Genomic DNA, 17,338 nt, shown 5'->3' with positions numbered 1-17,338 from the left:
ATTAATTTTGTTCGCAGGTTTAGCACCTGAGCTCACAAAAAAATTATTGAGGAACAACATGCCAAATCATATCGACTTGCTCAATTTATCTGAAAACCAGTTCAATAATAATGTTCAATTAAATCATGAGGCACTTGCGTTGCTCGTGTTGCATGACTTACGCAATCATAATACGCAATCGTTTATGCTTGCTGGATCAGAGGATTTGGCTGCTTTGTTGCCAAAACTTCATCTGCAGGATGAGGGCGCCGAGGCATTGATTTTATTCAGGCCGCTCGTTCACTGCATTGCTATCTATATGCGGGTGGTGAATAACCAGGTCCATGTGTATATGTTTGATCCCCAGGGTTTAGGTATGAGGTATTCCCCGGTACCTCCGGCCCTAGCCTGTCTCAGGGCCTTTTTTCCTGACGCCAGAATTATTCTGTCAACGGATGAGTTGCAGACTCGGAGCCACAACCAGGGATGTGCTCAATACAGTTATTTTTTTCTGAGCTATTGTGCCGAACAGGGGTCGCATTTGTTTACAGATTATGCCAGTCCGGATAACTGTCAAGCGGCCGAGGATAGCAACCGTGTGGAGTATCACGTGCGTGATAATCTGCCTGAACAATTGAAACAAATTGCGATGTCGGTTAATCCACACTGGTATGTTGAATACAGGAAAGAGCAATTACTGATGCTGGATCAACTGATTCATGCTTATATAGACGAGCATCAACAAATCGATAAACAACGTGTTATTTCAGTCGTAAAAACCCTGCAGGGCATTGATTTACCTATCGTAAAGTTTATTCCAGAGCATAGGGAATCTACTACCAGAATTGTCAACAAAGAGGGCGGTCGTCTTGAAGTGCATCTTGATGTCATTCCTCATAGCAACTGTTTGTTGTATAGCAGGGAACGACTGCCAGTCGAAAGCGCAGAGAGGTTGTTTTGTTTGTTTGACGGGATACCAGGTATTCTTGTCTCGCGTGACCCGGCAGGCGTCAGGCTCGTTATTGAGGCGGCATCCAGGTCTGATCTGATGGATGCCCTTGCTGATTTGCAGCATCATGAAGAAAGGCTCTGGAATGCACACATGCGGCAATTGGGAGGATTGCAGGCAGTGATCAATGATCTTCGCTTTGAACTGGAATTGCAGGAAATCTGCCAGAATGCCGAGGGTGGCTTCACCCAACACCAGGTGCAATTGGCCTTGCAGGCAGCACTTGAATCGAAACAATCGGTTTATGTTCCCGGTATCGAGATGATGTCAGGCGAAAAGGCTGTATTCTCATTAGACTCATTGCGAGAGGATGGTTACCTTCATGTTGCTTTTTCATTTCAGTCATCCAGCCATCATCAGATTGCCGTATGGATTACCTTAGGCGAGGCCGCTCATGCGGTTGCTCTTTATGACTCGAATGGTGATGCCTCAATAACCGCGGAAGCAAAGCAGCGACTGCAGGAGATGTTGTGTCTGGAAACCAGTGACAGCTTCCAGTCTGTTGCATTCCCGTTTCCACATCAAAGCGATAACTGGTCATGCGGTGTGCATGTGTTTGACCTGTTGACTCATCTGGCAGAGGTGAATGATTTGTCTCATCTCAGCATCCGCCAGAAGGCTAAATGCCTTTATACCTTGTATTATCAGGAAGCCAATCGAATCCAGGCATTAGAATCGGCCAGAGCCAAAAATCAGCAACGCATTCAAACCCTGTTGGACCGTATTGAACAGTATCGCCAGAACCATATACTAAGTGCGTCATCTAACGGCGGTGATTTTCTGACACCGGTGTCAGATTATTTAAAAAAGGCCTATCAATCCAGTTTGTCGTTTAGTGAATTGTTGAATGGCTATGACGGCAGTGACAGACAGATGCTCAGTCTGATTCTGAAGATAGCTGATAAGCGTCACAATATGTCTTCCTCTGGCTGGAGAGTCGTATTTAATCTGGTCGAGGGAAGGCAACTGCCTCCTGCCATGCATAGACGCATATTGCCAGTCTTCCAGAAAGAAATATCAGAAGACTTGTCGCATGAACAACAGGCAAGCCTCATTGATATCATAACCAATAGCGCTCAACCGTCTTTCACTGATGTTTTGGCCGAGGTGATCAACAACGTCTTTCAAGAAGCGAAAGAGGCGGCCAAATACCAGCAGTGGATAAAAAATGAAGGCGGTTTTGATGCCAGCAATGCCCGGGCACTCTGTTATCATTTGCTCTTCTGGCTGATACAGCAGGACGACCAAACGGAACGCCTTGAGTTATCGAGGATAAGGCGTATTCAATCAGAGCGGAAAGCATTAAACGCTGCCATTAAAAACAGTATTCAATCCATTCTGCAAAAAAATGATATACCGCAGGAAGAAATTAGGATCCTGATCAATGGTAACCTGACACATCGTTTTCTTGTCCAAATCGCCCATTTATCTCAAAACGGTTTAGAAACGCTCGCCCAGGACGTTCGGGTTGCGTTTTTATTGTTTCTGTCGCACGATCTTTCTCTGCAATTAGCGCTGGCAGGCAAACTGCCATGGCATGATGAATCGTTTCGTAAGCTGTTTCTATCCTGGCTGATTGCCTCCGATAAACGTGAGTTATTGACTCATTTTGATAAACAGGCTCTGGAGGACAGCATTTATCATAACCAGGTTTTCTCAGGTGCAATCAGGATCAAGCCTGACGCATTTGACGAGTCTACTGTATTTGAACAAGTGTGTATAAATCATCTCATTGAATGCTTATGTGCTGATAATGTGAATTTGACACGAATGATTAAATCCTCTGAGCATCTGATAAGACTGGTTAAGGCATTTCCGCTTCTCAAAGAAAATATATACACCTCACTTTGTGATAACTACGCTGATTTCAGGCGGCTGGTGTTGAGAGATAATCACATCTGGCTCGACATCGTCGGTCTGTTTCCGCAATATGCCGAACAGCTGTTTGAACAAGTTTGGATCAATGCGGACGATTTTTACCGACTGATAGCCAACAGCAGCTGTGCCTTTTTCAGGACTGTCGAGACGTTTCCGGAGCAGGCGGATAAACTGTATAAAGGACTTCGAGGCAACCTTCCCGTTTTTAATAACTTGTTAAAATCTCGAAACAGCAACTGGCTCAAGACAATCCTGTACTTTAAGGAGCATGCGGAACCACTGTTCAGAGAGGTTGAACAAAACCCCAGAGATTTTCAACGCCTGGTGATGCACAGTCATGAAACCTGGATCAATACGGCCATTCAATTGCCTGAATTTGCTGACGATCTGGTGGATCAGCTGTTGCAACAGCCGGACACATTCAGACGACTGGTGGATACGCATTATCTATTGGTCCTTACCGCCAGAAAACTGCCATCGCAATCAAATCGATTGATCGAGTATGTTTTGAACAGCGAGGAAGATTTCCGGCACCTGGTGATGCAGGATGCCAATACCTGGCTTGGTACTGTCAACCAGTTTCCACAGCATGAAGAACTACTGGTTCAACGCCTGCTGGATGATCCGGACAATTTCAGGCGTCTGGTGAGCAGTCATTATATCTTGATCCAGATAGTCAGGCAGGCTCGCAATTATAAGCATTGCGTGATGCGATATATATTAAACAGCGAGCGGGAGTTCGCACGATTGGTCATTCAGGATATTCATACCCTGCGCAGCATAGCAGACCATGTTCCAGATGTTGCGAATGAGATATTCATACGTCTTTGCAATAGCCCGGTAGAATTTAAGCGTGTGGTAATGCGCGACAAAAATACCTTTCTGAGCGCCGCCCAACAGTTTCCGGAACATTCACAATGGCTTTTTGAGCAGGTCTGGCGTAACCCTGACGATTTCAATCGTCTCATGTCGCCAGATGGGAATGCCCTGCTTAAAACAATCAGACACTATTCTGAACAACGCGAACAACTGTTTGAACGAGTCTGGAACAGTCCAGAAGCTTATGAACGGACAGTGCATGGCAGCCTCGATTCCTTGATCAATATGGCCAGGGCGTTTCCTGCTCATGAAGTCAGGTTGATTGACAGGCTTTTGAGTAATCAGGATGCCTGGAATCGTTTACAGGGTGCAGGCTATCAATGGATCAAAGCCATCACCCAATTACCTAAATCAGCGGACAGGTTGTTTGATTATGGTCTAAATTGCCCTGAACGGTTCAAACGACTGATCGCAGACAATTACCAGTTCATTGAGGCTATCAAATCATTGCCCCATTTTGCCACTAAACTGATTTGTTTCGTTTTAAGCAGGCCTGATGATGTAAGGCGGTTGATAACCTGTGACAACAGAGCCTGGATCAACACTGTTCGGCAATTGCCTCGGCAGGTGGAGTTAATGCCGGAGTGTATTTTCAACAACCCGGATGATTTCAGGCGTCTGGTACAGCAGAGCAATCACACCTGGCTCAGCACCATTCAGCAATTCCCCGAACAGACTGATTTCCTGGTGAGCTGTGTTTTCGATGAGCCGGAATCGTTCAGGCGATTGGTATTAGAAAACAAACACACCTGGCTCAATACCATCCGTCAATTACCCAAACAGCTTGAATTACTCGTTAAACGGGTTATGGAAAATCCGGAGGATTTCAACCGTATGGTGATGCACGATGCCGACACCTTGCGGATTGCAATACAGCATCTGCCGCAATACAAGAAAACATTGATTAAAATGGCATTAAGTTCCCCGCATGGCATAAAGCTTCTCTTTGACCGCGGGTTTCAGTTGAATGACCTGATCGAGCATTACCCCAAATATGCTGACAGTCTTTTGAATTGGGTTTTGTGTAGGCCGGATTATTTTAAGACCCAGTTAAGGTATCCTTCTTGCCTACGTCAATTAGCCCGACAGTGTCCTAAGCACGCAGACCGACTGCTGGGATGGGTTTTGAGCAGGCATGATGAAGCCCAGCGCCTGTTGTTTTGCGATAACGACGAATGGGTAAGTACGGGTGCATGTTTTCCCGACCATGCGGAACGTCTGTTTAATCAAGTCTGGCGTGTACCGGATCTCACACGGCGTCTCGTGTTTGAAAGTAATCTTGACTGGCGCAACACGGCCAAAGCTTTTCCACAGCACCAGAAGAAATTGTTTGAACAGGTCTGGAATAATCCGACTGAGTTCAAACGGCTGGTCATGTATGATTTAGAAACATGGTCAAATACAGTCAAAGCTTTCCCAATGCATAAGGACAGACTGATTGAGCGGTTATGGAGTAATCAGGATGATTTAAATCAAGTGGTGTTGAGTAACATGTATGGCTGGATGTATATGGCCACTGTTGTTCCAGAGAAAAGGGAGCAACTGTTCGAACTGGTCTGGAGTAATCAGGCCCTTTTCACTCGCATCCTGAATAACAATGATGCCTTGTTGACTACGGTGAAAAAATTCCCAGAGTATAGGGACAGGTTACTTGAGCGGCTTTTGAATAACGACAAGGATTTCCATCGGCTGATACACAATATTGAGGCGTGGTTTAGAGCAATTACCGAGTACCCTGATTTTTCAGAGCGACTCATAGGTAGGGTATTGAATAATCGAAACGAATTCAATCGGCTGGTAAGCAACACGAAGGACTTACTCAAGGTAGCGGCACAACCTCTTCCACTGGTAAAGGGGATAATGGAGCAGGTTTTAGAGAGCAATGAGGAGGAGTTCAAAAAACTGGTATCCAGTTCTACAGATTTTATTAAGATACTGGAGCGCTTCCCAGAATACAGGCTTGCCTTGTATCAACGTGTTCAGAAAAGCCCATATCAATTCGAACGGCTGGTTATGGAAAACGCCAGGGGCTGGAAGCGTTTATCTATAATGATTCCGGAGCATTCGGACAGTCTGTTTCGGTCGTTTTGGAATAATCCCATTTATTTTTCGCATTTGATTATCAGCGGAAATGATTATGGTTTCAACCCCACCAATATGCTGATTCACACGGCTGAAATATTTCCAATGTATGCGGACATGCTGATTGAACGTGTTTTGAATGATGAAGAAATCTTCCGCCGCGTGATAGCCTGGAACTGCCATGTCTTCTGGCAAACAGTCGATAAATTTCCGCATTACGCTGATGAATTGTTTGAGCGGATATGGAACAGACAGGAATATTATCAAGTGCTGATTACAAACAACACCCATCACTGGGGTACTGCGGCCCAACGCTTTCCGCTGCGCGCACAGGAGATCTTCGAGCGGGTCTGGGACAGCCCAAAAGACTGCGAGCGATTGATATTGAACAATCTCGACAATTTTCTTCTGACAACCCATTACTTCCCGGAGCACGCCGAGAAACTGTTCGAGCGAGTGTGGCGCAATAATACACAGTTCATAAAACTTGTTTCTAGTAGCGCTTCTAATTTTATTCGATTTGTCAAAAAATTCCCAAATCATGCCCAGGCCTTGTTTGACCGGTGTTGGAACAGTGATGAGGGATTTCTAGCTGGTTTATTCTATTTTGAAATTTTCAAGATAGTTCGTGAATTTCCAGACTATAGCAGAGAGAGCTTTGAACGGGTTTTAGATGATCCGGCTGATTTCAGTAAACTGATAGCAGCTACCCTGGATAGCTGGATTTACGCCATTAAAACATTACCTCATCATGCGTATGAATTGATAGAGCGGGTTTTAAATAATCCGATTGATTTTGCTCGAGTCGTGACCTGTGAACGGGATTGGATAAAGCTAATCGAACAATTACCAGAGTATGCGGGCATTCTGTTTGAATCGATCTTCAGAAATCAGCCTGCCTTCTGCAGGAGAATGGTTTCATACGCCTCCTCGCTGGTGCGTATCGCCAGTAAAATTCCCCAGTCTGCGGATTTATTGCTTGAATGTGTGTTGAAGCAACCGGAGGAGTTCAGACGTTTGATAAAAAGTTCTGATGATTTGAATGTCATTATTGCTCAATATCCTCACTATGCGGCTGGTTTGAGGGAACAGTTTGCCGAGAGTCAGCGCCAGGATGCAAAAGCTGTTACTGATAGTCAACCCAGACCGTCAGGTACAGCGCAGCAAAGCCAAATTTTAGATATCAATAAGCTTATGCTGTTTTTTGGCAGCAATCTGCAAGGGGAGCGGAGTGCTCCAGGGGTGGAGCATCATCCATATGATCAGTGCAGGCTATCATGAATGTTGCAGAACAGGTTAGGCGTAGCCTGGGAGTAGGCCCCAAGGGCCGTATCCCAGGTTTTCATTGTTATGCCAGCTTAAGTTCACCACTCATTTACTCTCCAAACTCACTTAGACCAATCTCTTTCACTAATTTTATGGTAATAATCCATTTTTAACTTAAAAGAAACCCTGGGATACGGCCCTTTGGGCCTGCTCCCAGGCTACGCCAGCTAGTAAAAATGGATAAAAATCAGGGAGGATTACGACGTTCCTCAGATATTTTTATGTTTAGAGAGTAGGGTATTTTGTTGCAAGCTACCATTCCAATGCCCTTAGTCCATACTGCACTAAATTATCGTGATATCACTGTTTCATGTTATGGGATACAAATAAGATCATGTGAATTTATTACAAAAAATGAATTTATATGGGAGGATACTGGCGTATTATGAAACAAATGATTATAGATTCATCAGTTTATAAATGACGAAATTCATTTTTTAAGGATTGTACAAAAATAAAAATATAGACCATGCTTATGGTGTTATTAATGCAGATTATTCAGGGCAGAACTTATGAAATCATTTGTATTATTTATCTTGTGCATCTCGTCAGTGTTCTGTTATTCCAAAACCTTGACTATTGGCTCTTCCAAATTTAATCCACCTTTTGAGACATGGGCCAGTCAAGAGTCAACCTATTATGGTTATGATATTGATTTGATGATGGAAATTTGCAAAAGATTAAATGTTGCTTGTAAATTTAAAGCCTACACTTTTAATGATCTCTTTGAGGCAACCAAAAGTAACGAAGTTGACCTTGTCATTTCATCCGTAATTATCACAAAAACAAGACAAAAACAGTTCTTGTTCAGCATTCCTTATTTGGAAAGTTACTCGCAATATATTACCTCTGCTGATAATGCCTCAATAAACACTCCAGATGATCTTTATGGAAAAAAAATTGGGGTAAGAAAGGGAACTCCCTATGGGAATCAGGTGCGTGCTGACTTTAGAAACAATACTATTGTAGTGTATCCGTTGATAAATGACATGTTTGTAGGGCTACAGAATAAAGAAATTGATGCCTTTGTATTGGACTATGAATCTGCTAAATACTGGATTGCTACTAATCCAGGAATTTACAAACTTATAGGTAATAAAATTCCTATAGGAGAAGGTTATGCTGTTATGACTCATTTAGAAAATGCTGAACTGATTAATCGTATTAATCAGATTATCTTGCAAATGGAGGATGATGGTACCTTTATTCATCTTTACTCAAAGTATTTTGAATGGAGATAAAGCGATTTGCTCAATCGAGGCTTGACTAGCCCCCGATTGATTAGCTCAATTAACACCGTTAAGGTTTAAGCGGTTACTTTAGGTGTTTTACTCTGTGATGCATCAGCTCCAGTTGCCCCTTCTTTTAATGAACGTCGCAATATTTTGCCTACGTTTGTTTTAGGAAGTTCATTAAAAAACTCAACGATTTTGGGTACTTTATAAGCCGTTAGGTGCTCTCTGCAGTGAGCGATTATTTGTTCTGCTGTCAAATTCGGATCCTTTTTGACAATACAGGCTTTTACCCGCTCTCCAGATTCCTCATCAATAACACCAACAACACCTACTTCCAATACTCCAGGATGCATTCCAATAACTTGTTCTACTTCATTAGGATATACATTAAAGCCGGACACTACGATCATATCTTTTTTTCTGTCAACCAGATAAATAAAACCTTCTTCATCCATTCGTGCGATATCGCCTGTTTTTAAGAAGCCATCTTTGGTGAATACCAGCGCTGTTTCATCCGGGCGTTTCCAATAACCTGACATAACCTGTGGCCCTTTAATGCACAATTCGCCACTTGTTCCTATAGGTACTTCGTTGTCATTGTCATCGCGGATTGAAACATCAGTAGAGGGTAATGGCAATCCTATGCTGCCATTGTATCCTTCCAGATACATCGGATTCATTGTTGCAGCAGGGCTGGTTTCCGTTAAACCATAAGCTTCTAAAACACGGGACTTCGTCATTTCAGACCATCGAAGCGATACACTTTTTTGCAGCGCCATTCCGCCAGACAATGCCAGTTTCAGTTTTGAAAAATCGATTTCTTTAAATTTGGGGTGATTCAGGAGGGCATTATATAAAGTGTTCACTCCTGTAAAAGCGGTAAAACCGGAATTTTTAATTTCATCAATAAAATGACTAATGTCTCTGGGGTTGGTAATCAGAATATTTTTAGCACCAACTTTCATAAAGGTCAGACAGTTCGCTGTTAATGAAAATATATGATACAGAGGGAGGGCTGTAACAATGATGTCATCCTCCGAAATTCCTAGTGGTGCAATCCATGAGTATGCTTGTAATACGTTGGAGACCATGTTTCCGTGTGTCAGCATCGCCCCTTTTGCAACACCTGTTGTACCTCCTGTATATTGCAGGAAGGCAATACTTTCATGATTTAAATCAACATGGTGTAATGTTGATTGCTTGCCTTCGAGCAGGGCATAGTTAAACGCAACTGCATGAGGGATAGTGTAAGCAGGAACCATTTTTTTTATGTGTTTGACTACAAAATTAACGATTAAACGCTTAAAAGTCGGGAACAGATCACCAATCTGAGTCACAATCACGTGCTTTACTGTCTTCAATGACGGTAAGGATTTTTCTATAGTGTTGGCAAAATTGGCAAGGACAATAATTGCTTCGGCTCCAGAATCATTCATCTGGTGAATTACTTCATCCGTTGTATAAAGCGGATTGGTATTTACAACGACAAAACCCGCTCGCATTATACCAAATAACGCTACAGGGTATTGAAGCACGTTCGGCATCATGATGGCGACTCGGGCTCCTTTTTGTAAACCGAGCTGTTGCAGATAGGCTGCAAAATCCCTGGTTAAATGATCTAACTGGGAATAAGTAATGCTACTGCCCAGATTTGTATAAGCTATACGCTTGGCATAAAGGCTACATGATTCTTTAAATAAAGATACTAGGGATAAATATTGACTGGGGTCAATTTCATGTGGCACGCCATTTTGATATTGTTCAAACCATCGTTTATCCACTTTGATATCCTTCTGTTATTGGTTCCCACATGATAGTATAAACAAAAATATCAGTTATGGATATCATAGAGATGGGTGAAAATATAACTAAAACTCAAGCATTTAAATTAAAAGGCAGACTTTATACCTTTACAGTTTTACAAGTTTTAAATACGAATCTTGATTTTTTTTCACAACAATTTGCAGAAACAGTTGTTAAAGCCCCTAAATTATTTGAAAAGACACCGGTTGTATTTGATCTGTCATCAGTAAATCAGTCGGAATTTGATTTGAATGCATTACTTCAAATTGCTCGAGATCATGGGATGATTCCTGTTGCAATCCAGGGAGGCAATGCCTTGCAAGAAACTCTTGCTCAATGTAATGGATTAGCTGTTTTAAACGCATCAACTTCACAGGATAAACCATTAATTGAACAACCAATGGAGCATACTGTCGCTGAAACGATTAGAACCAAATTATTGACTACACCCGTTCGCTCTGGGCAACAGGTTGTTGCCAAAGGTGCTGATTTAATTATTGCCTCCTCAGTAAGTCATGGCGCTGAATTATTATCCGACGGTAATATTCATGTGTATGGCGCTTTGCGAGGAAGGGCTTTAGCCGGTATCTCCGGTGATGTTGATGCAAGAATATTTTGCCAATCGCTTGAAGCAGAATTAGTTTCAATTGCCGGTTTTTATCGATTAAGTGATGCTATAGAGCCTATTAACGGACCTTGTCAGATCTATTTATCGAATCAACACATTGTTATTGAGTCTTTATGCTAGAGGCAGTTTTTATTTCAGATCTTCATTTACATCCGCAAGACGTTGCTATTCAAGAGCGCTTTAATCATTTTCTAGACTGGGCTCGAACATCAGTAAAAAAAATATACATTCTTGGTGATTTTTTCCATGCTTGGGCTGGAGATGATTCAGTGAATGAATGGAGCAAGGGGATTGCGAGCCAGCTCTTCGAGTTAACCCAGCGGGGGATATCCATAGATTATATGTGCGGAAATCGTGATTTTTTGCTGGGTAAACAATTTGCTAGATTGACTGGCTGGACTATTCTACACGAGCCAACCGTCATTGAATTGGGTGGTGAGAGGATATTATTATCCCATGGGGATCGATATTGTACCAATGATGTAGGACATCAAAGGTTACGACGTCTAACTCGTAATCGGTTTTTTACTTTGTTTTTTCTGAGCCTTTCTTTAAAATTTCGTGAGCGTATTGTTTCTAAAGTTCGGACCATCAGCTCCAGGAAACAATATAAACCAATGGATGAAATGGATGTAGTCACCGAAGCAGTTCTGAAGCATATGAAACAGCATCAAGTACGTATTTTAATTCATGGCCATACTCATAAGCCAGGACTTACCCAATATCAGAATCAGTTGCTTGAAATGCAGCGATTTGTTCTTAGTGATTGGGATGACACGCCACAAGTATTGTGTTATGATAATACAAAAGGATTCTATTTTACCCAAACCCTTTTGCACGAGGAGTACAGTAATGTCTAAATCAGAAGATAAAATGCGCGAGGAACTCGCCAGAATACGTAGAGAAGAAGAGCAGAAGAATTTGATTCGGGAACTAGAAGAACGTGAAAGAAAAAGAGCCGATGCGCGTGCTGCAGCAATGGACAAATTACATCAAGGCAGCAAAACTACCGATCCTCAAACTGGTCGGGAGTCAACTCTTTGGGACGTAGCCTTGAAAGAAGCAGAAAGAGCATTGAACGCAGACGTAAACGCGTACAATGACTGGCGTTCTGCAATGATGAAATTATGGAACATTAATGGTTATTTGGCGAGAGCGCTGCATCAATCCGTTAAAGAAACGGTAGCTGCTCCAGTCGGTAATTTTGTTACTGATAAGTTATTAATGGCCTCTGATTTTGTTACTGAAATGTTTAGAAAAAATCCGGATGTTGAGCTGCCCGCACTTCAGCACGCAGTCAGCTTTACAAAAGATGGCCATTTAAAAATCGAACCGCTTACCCGTTCTGATAATCACAACCAAACCAGTTCAAAGCTCGATGATTTTTTCGCTAAGGGAGTACGGATGTGGCTTGAGGAGCAGGGCTATAAGCCAGTAGCTGGTGATAAATCAACGTTTGTTAATGAAGATGGTAAGGTTTTAGATAAAGAGACGTTCGATAATTTAAAAAATGATCCTGATGTGGGATTAGGCAGTTTCCTGGAAGGTCACACAGAGCTTGAATTAAGGCCTCGTGGTCCTTAGAGAGTTTTGACATATGGGCTGTATCCTTGTTTAGCAAGCTGGAGCGAATCACTTCACACCACTGAAATGTGCCTGTATCAAGACTTTGTCTAATACAGGCTGTTTAGACTGTGCTTTATCATCATTGCATGACGATTCCCAAATCAGCTTAACTGGCTTCTCTATCGAAAGGATAAATAGCCGTTTCTGGCAACTTCCGCTATTTACCGTATACAATTCCTACTGAACAGCCTGAGGTTCAGTTAAATCGCTTTTCTCGTACTCAGGAGTGCCACTGTGAAACCGAAAGACGGTATCTTTATCCATAATAAATTTATTCTCAATGTTTAAAAATCGTTCCAGACGTTCATCAATGTCACCCCCATAAAGTTTGGCAAGGGATAAATAATCCTGAAAATGACGCGCTTCTGATTTAATCAAAGTCTTGTAAAATTTTGCAAGATCCGGATCATCTAAAAAAGGAATGATGGCATTGAACCGTTCACATGAGCGAGCCTCTATAATCGCTCCAATAATAAGCTGATCACATAAGCGTTCATTTCCATCACGCCTGGTGATCAGCTTATGGAGGTTTGTTGCGTAATTTGAAGGCTGGAGCGGACCAAAAGAAATATCCTTTTGCTTCATAATATGCATTACTTTTTCAAAGTGCAGCAATTCTTCTCTGGCCAGGGGCGACATAATGGCGACTAATTCTGCTTTTTCAGGATATTTACTGATGAAATTAATTGCAGTGGCGGCTGCTTTTCGCTCGCAATGAGCATGATCAATTAATAATAAGGGAATATGCTGTGATGCATATTGTAGCCATGAGTCGGGGGTCGAAACTCTGAGAAATTCGCATAAAATTTGTAAATCAGCATCTAATCGTTTTAACATCATTGAAATACACTATAATTTCAGTTAATAAGCCTTATATCACAGACGCTAGATAATTTAAATTGGATGAATTATGGACGAGATAATACAAGACGAACAATTGAGCAAATGGTTTTCAACTTATGGTCTAATCACTGCCGAGCGATTACTCGGATCGTATCACATTTCCTTGCCACAAAATGAGTTAGTCACCGCAATTAAAAGCCCCTTTAGTTTCTACCACAAGTTATTACAAATTCCATTAAAAAATGTTCTGAATGGAATCGTACTCCAACAAGCAGGTGATTATCATGTTTATGCTCAGAAATTGTTTATTGATTATTTATTATCTGGAGAAAGTGGTAAAAGCGAGACATCCCCTGGTGCATTAACACGTGAATCGTTAGAAGCAGAGCGACAAAAATTAGTAACCCTGGGAGAAGAGTTTCATCAACTGGAACTGGAACAAAACAAATTAATTGCTACGGCGCAGGCACAATTGATCCGCATTGCTGACGACTGGAGAAAAAAATTTGAATCAGTTTTATCTCTTATAAACAACACGTTAAAAACTGGCGGATTTGAAGTCAAAAAAAGCGCCATACGTACTGCGATTAATTATGCAATTATTCACTGTGATTATGTAAAGGCGGCCTCTCTTGGCAATAAACTTCTGATTGTTGAGGAGTTTACCAAAAGCATCCAGCTAAAATTAAGTGATGATTTAAAAAATAAAATTTTAAACAATATGTCGGATATACTTGAGATATTATCTCATTTTGATTCGCAAATGAGCGAATACAATCAGGAGAATAAGATATTGGGAGAACAGGCAAAATCTTATCGTTCTCAATTTTACGACACCATTCTTCGCGTTACTGAGTTAATCAAATTATTACCTGAATACAAAATTGATCCGAATCAGGATGCGATTAACAAAGAATCACTATACTTTGACAAAACAATAGGTGAAAACTAACCAAAATAAAACGATCCTGGGTTGCAGAGTGAATTTATATTAGCCAGAACACTTCATCTTCATGTATAATAATGCACTTTAAAAACTAACCTCTTGGAGTGCATGATGGCGATAGAACAAACACTGTCTATTATTAAACCAGACGCTGTAGCTAAATCGGTAATCGGTCAAATCTACAGTCGTTTTGAAAATGCTGGCTTAAAGATTGTTGCAGCAAAAATGATGCAATTATCCCGTTCTCAGGCTGAAGCATTTTATGAAATCCACAAAGACCGTCCTTTTTTTAATGCTCTTGTTGAATTTATGATTTCTGGTCCGGTGATGATCCAGGCACTGAAAGGTGAAAACGCGGTTATTAAAAACCGTGACCTTATGGGCGCTACGAATCCTAAAGAGGCAGCACCAGGAACTATCCGCGCTGATTTTGCTGATAGCATTGATGCAAATGCAGTTCATGGTTCAGACAGTGCTGAAAATGCTGCTCGTGAAATAGCATTTTTCTTTGAACCTCATGAACTGTGTGATAGATAAGGTTGTTTAGGAGTCACTATGGCCGATCAAAAAGTTAATTTATTGGATTATAATTATCAGCAGTTACGAGAGTTACTGACTCAATGGGGTGAAAAACCATTTAGAGCGCAGCAATTAATTCAATGGATTCATCAGGCCGGCCTGACTGACTTCACTCAAATGACCAATATAGGGAAAGCCTTGATGGAGAAACTTTCACGGATTTCCCATATTAAATTACCTGAAATTGTTGCTTGTCAAAAATCAAGCGATGGTACCCATAAATGGTTGTTAAAGCTGGATTGTGGCAATTGTATCGAAACGGTCTACATTCCTGAGGCTAATAGAGGTACTCTGTGTGTCTCATCTCAAGTGGGATGTGCACTAAATTGTTCTTTTTGCTCTACAGCCAAACAGGGATTCAATCGCAATTTGAGCACTGCTGAAATAATAGGACAGGTTTGGTTGGCTGCCAGAGAATTATCAAAAGCACAAGGAGCTCATGATCAAAGCATTACGAATGTTGTCATGATGGGTATGGGAGAGCCTTTACTTAACTTTGATAACGTTGTGTCTGCCATGAATATCATGATGGATGATTTTGCCTATGGTTTATCTAAACGACGAGTTACACTAAGCACTTCTGGTGTTCTTCCTGAGTTAGAACGACTAAGAGAAGTGAGTCCAGTTGCCTTGGCTGTTTCATTGCACGCTCCCAACGATGCCCTACGAAATGAATTGGTACCCATCAACAAAAAATATCCTTTGGTTCAGCTCATGGCTTTATGTAAACGATATTTTAAAGACGAACCAAGAAGAAAAGTTACTTTTGAATACGTGATGTTAAAAGATGTCAATGATCAGCCCGAACATGCAAATCAACTGATCAAATTACTACGTGATGTGCCTGCCAAAGTCAATCTGATTCCATTTAATCCATTTCCGATGACTCAATATCAACGTTCTTCACAGGCCACTATAGATGCATTCAGAGACCGGTTAATTAAAAACGGTATTAATACGATTACTCGTAAAACGCGTGGCGATGATATTGATGCAGCATGTGGCCAGCTTGCTGGTGAAGTAAAAGACAGAACCAGTCGATCTCAACGATGGCAAAAACTGCATTTTATTCCCAAGGGCACCAAAACAGATGAGATTAATCACTCAGCGAATTAATTAATTTGAAATGAGATGACAAAACATTTTTAATTTTCCAGTAAGTGGTTATAATGCCACATCATTTCTAACGTTAAGTGGTTGTTGTGCAGATAGTATTACGGTGCTTATTAATCAGTATGTTCGTATTTGTCCAGGCGTGTAAACCTTCGGACGAACCAGCTGTGCCAGAAACTAAAAAAACTGACCTGAGCAAAGCTGCAAGCTATAATACACAACTCGGTCTAGGTTACTTGAAGCAGGGGGACAGACCTCGTGCTAAAAAAAAATTGCTTATGGCTATGGAACAAGAACCCAATTCTGCTGACGTAAATGCCGCTATGGCTTATTATTTTGAACAGACGAATGAACTCGATGAAGCTAAAAAGTATTATTTAAAAGCCATATCATTATCCTCTGGAGGCGGTGCTCAATTAAATAATTATGGAACATTTTTATGCCGGCAGGGTGATTATAAAAAAGCGGAACAATATTTCATAAAAGCGGTTAAGGATGTTCAATACATTAATACCTCAGCGGCCTACGAAAACGCAGGGCTATGTGCTCTGGCTATTCCTGATAATGATAAAGCAAAATTATATTTTACGAATGCATTGGATCAGGATCCCTCCAGAAAGGTATCCTTATATGAGCTTGTAAAATTGGAAGGCAAAATGGGACATGAGGCAGAAGCCTATTCTCTCTTACAAAAGCATCCCGATTTAGTATTAAACGATCGATATTTTTTAGTTTTAGCTAAAGATATAGCCATTAAAACTGGTCATTATGCTGTAGCTGCAGAATATGAAAATAATTTCAGGAAAATGGAATCAACTACTGATAATAGTGGAGCAAATGATGAATACAACAGCCACAATGGATGATACGACTCAAAATGAGATTGACAACCCAGGAAAGCAACTTGCAACTCTTCGCCAACAAAAAGGGTACACAATAGAGTATGTTGCCAGTAAATTGCATTTAAGAGTGCGGATCATTGAGTTAATTGAAACAGGCGATTTTCAATTATTACCCGAGCCAGTTTTTGTTAAGGGCTATTTGCGTGCGTACTCAAAATTATTAGGAGTATCACCTGAGCCTTTTTTAGCAGTATTTAATAATCAATATACATTTGAAAAGAAGCCAGAGCGTGCATTATGGCAAAGCAAACGAGAATCTCATAAAGCGGAACATATAATCAGATTGGTTACTATTCTATTCGCAGTTGGAGTGATGGTTGCGGTAGGTGTATGGTGGCAGAAAAATCGAGATGCTCAACCAGTATTTTCCAGTAAACAAAGTCCTACAAATTTGTCATTAAATGATAATAATTCAGAGCTTAAATTAACTGATTTATCCAAAATGCAATCATTGTTGAACCCCAGCATGCAAATGACTCCTCTGGAGAAAGAAGGTGGCTGAAAAAATAC

12 protein-coding genes are annotated in these 17,338 nt (G+C 41.2%); 10 read left to right on the top strand and 2 right to left on the bottom strand.

Annotation, left to right across the window (positions count from 1 at the left end; all coding sequences use genetic code 11):
- Positions 1 to 58: 58 nt before the first annotated feature.
- Positions 59 to 7,108, top strand: a complete 7,050-nt coding sequence (locus G543_RS0111700; RefSeq protein WP_028384686.1) for a hypothetical protein — start codon at positions 59 to 61, stop codon at positions 7,106 to 7,108.
- Between the two features lie 557 nt (positions 7,109 to 7,665).
- Positions 7,666 to 8,394 (top strand): transporter substrate-binding domain-containing protein, encoded by a 729-nt coding sequence (locus G543_RS0111695; RefSeq protein WP_028384685.1) that lies wholly within the window; start codon positions 7,666 to 7,668, stop codon positions 8,392 to 8,394.
- Positions 8,395 to 8,459: 65 nt separating this feature from the next.
- Here the strand turns inward: G543_RS0111695 and G543_RS0111690 are convergent, their stop codons facing one another.
- Positions 8,460 to 10,169, bottom strand: a complete 1,710-nt coding sequence (locus G543_RS0111690; RefSeq protein WP_028384684.1) for an AMP-binding protein — start codon at positions 10,167 to 10,169, stop codon at positions 8,460 to 8,462.
- Positions 10,170 to 10,240: 71 nt separating this feature from the next.
- On the opposite strand from G543_RS0111690, the gene minC reads away from it, so the two are divergent.
- The 3 genes from minC to G543_RS0111675 are packed head-to-tail and all read left to right on the top strand — an operon-like array spanning position 10,241 to position 12,403.
- Entirely contained in the window at positions 10,241 to 10,939 is a 699-nt protein-coding gene (minC, locus tag G543_RS0111685; protein WP_035922114.1) for a septum site-determining protein MinC, read from the top strand.
- A complete protein-coding gene (locus G543_RS0111680) occupies positions 10,933 to 11,679 on the top strand; it encodes a UDP-2,3-diacylglucosamine diphosphatase (protein WP_028384682.1) in 747 nt (248 codons plus the stop codon). Before minC ends, G543_RS0111680 begins: the two co-directional genes overlap by 7 nt.
- Positions 11,672 to 12,403, top strand: a complete 732-nt coding sequence (locus G543_RS0111675; protein ID WP_028384681.1) for a hypothetical protein — start codon at positions 11,672 to 11,674, stop codon at positions 12,401 to 12,403. Before G543_RS0111680 ends, G543_RS0111675 begins: the two co-directional genes overlap by 8 nt.
- A 219-nt stretch (positions 12,404 to 12,622) precedes the next feature.
- Here the strand turns inward: G543_RS0111675 and G543_RS17800 are convergent, their stop codons facing one another.
- Positions 12,623 to 13,282: a MiaE family protein gene (locus G543_RS17800; protein ID WP_051190691.1), complete on the bottom strand. Its 660-nt coding sequence runs from the start codon at positions 13,280 to 13,282 to the stop codon at positions 12,623 to 12,625.
- A gap of 73 nt (positions 13,283 to 13,355) precedes the next feature.
- Here G543_RS17800 and G543_RS0111665 point away from each other — a divergent pair, with 73 nt between their 5' ends.
- The 5 genes from G543_RS0111665 to G543_RS0111645 all read left to right on the top strand — a co-directional run bounded on the left by G543_RS0111665 (position 13,356) and on the right by G543_RS0111645 (position 17,330).
- A complete protein-coding gene (locus G543_RS0111665; protein ID WP_028384680.1) occupies positions 13,356 to 14,240 on the top strand; it encodes a hypothetical protein in 885 nt (294 codons plus the stop codon).
- Between the two features lie 105 nt (positions 14,241 to 14,345).
- Positions 14,346 to 14,771: a nucleoside-diphosphate kinase gene (gene ndk / locus G543_RS0111660; protein WP_028384679.1), complete on the top strand. Its 426-nt coding sequence runs from the start codon at positions 14,346 to 14,348 to the stop codon at positions 14,769 to 14,771.
- 18 nt (positions 14,772 to 14,789) lie between these two features.
- Positions 14,790 to 15,929 (top strand): dual-specificity RNA methyltransferase RlmN, encoded by a 1,140-nt coding sequence (gene rlmN, locus G543_RS0111655; protein WP_028384678.1) that lies wholly within the window; start codon positions 14,790 to 14,792, stop codon positions 15,927 to 15,929.
- A gap of 119 nt (positions 15,930 to 16,048) precedes the next feature.
- A complete protein-coding gene (pilW, locus tag G543_RS0111650) occupies positions 16,049 to 16,792 on the top strand; it encodes a type IV pilus biogenesis/stability protein PilW (protein WP_051190686.1) in 744 nt (247 codons plus the stop codon).
- A complete protein-coding gene (locus G543_RS0111645) occupies positions 16,767 to 17,330 on the top strand; it encodes a helix-turn-helix domain-containing protein (protein ID WP_028384676.1) in 564 nt (187 codons plus the stop codon). Before pilW ends, G543_RS0111645 begins: the two co-directional genes overlap by 26 nt.
- The last annotated feature ends 8 nt before the right edge of the window (positions 17,331 to 17,338 follow it).

Origin of the sequence: Legionella moravica DSM 19234 (genome assembly GCF_000423305.1) — a bacterium.
GTDB lineage: Bacteria > Pseudomonadota > Gammaproteobacteria > Legionellales > Legionellaceae > Legionella > Legionella moravica.
The sequence above is the reverse complement of the archived record's forward strand: the minus strand, read 5'-3'. Positions and strand labels throughout refer to the sequence as shown.

What these genes read in the sequence shown, in the direction of transcription:
- minC (WP_035922114.1), top strand. Translation starts at nt 10,241, where the DNA reads ATGGGTGAAAATATAACTAAAACTCAAGCATTTAAATTAAAAGGCAGA.
- G543_RS17800 (WP_051190691.1), bottom strand. Translation starts at nt 13,282, where the DNA reads ATGTTAAAACGATTAGATGCTGATTTACAAATTTTATGCGAATTTCTC.
- ndk (WP_028384679.1), top strand. Translation starts at nt 14,346, where the DNA reads ATGGCGATAGAACAAACACTGTCTATTATTAAACCAGACGCTGTAGCT.
- pilW (WP_051190686.1), top strand. Translation starts at nt 16,049, where the DNA reads ATGTTCGTATTTGTCCAGGCGTGTAAACCTTCGGACGAACCAGCTGTG.
- rlmN (WP_028384678.1), top strand. Translation starts at nt 14,790, where the DNA reads ATGGCCGATCAAAAAGTTAATTTATTGGATTATAATTATCAGCAGTTA.
- G543_RS0111645 (WP_028384676.1), top strand. Translation starts at nt 16,767, where the DNA reads ATGAATACAACAGCCACAATGGATGATACGACTCAAAATGAGATTGAC.
- G543_RS0111700 (WP_028384686.1), top strand. Translation starts at nt 59, where the DNA reads ATGCCAAATCATATCGACTTGCTCAATTTATCTGAAAACCAGTTCAAT.
- G543_RS0111675 (WP_028384681.1), top strand. Translation starts at nt 11,672, where the DNA reads ATGTCTAAATCAGAAGATAAAATGCGCGAGGAACTCGCCAGAATACGT.
- G543_RS0111665 (WP_028384680.1), top strand. Translation starts at nt 13,356, where the DNA reads ATGGACGAGATAATACAAGACGAACAATTGAGCAAATGGTTTTCAACT.
- G543_RS0111695 (WP_028384685.1), top strand. Translation starts at nt 7,666, where the DNA reads ATGAAATCATTTGTATTATTTATCTTGTGCATCTCGTCAGTGTTCTGT.
- G543_RS0111680 (WP_028384682.1), top strand. Translation starts at nt 10,933, where the DNA reads ATGCTAGAGGCAGTTTTTATTTCAGATCTTCATTTACATCCGCAAGAC.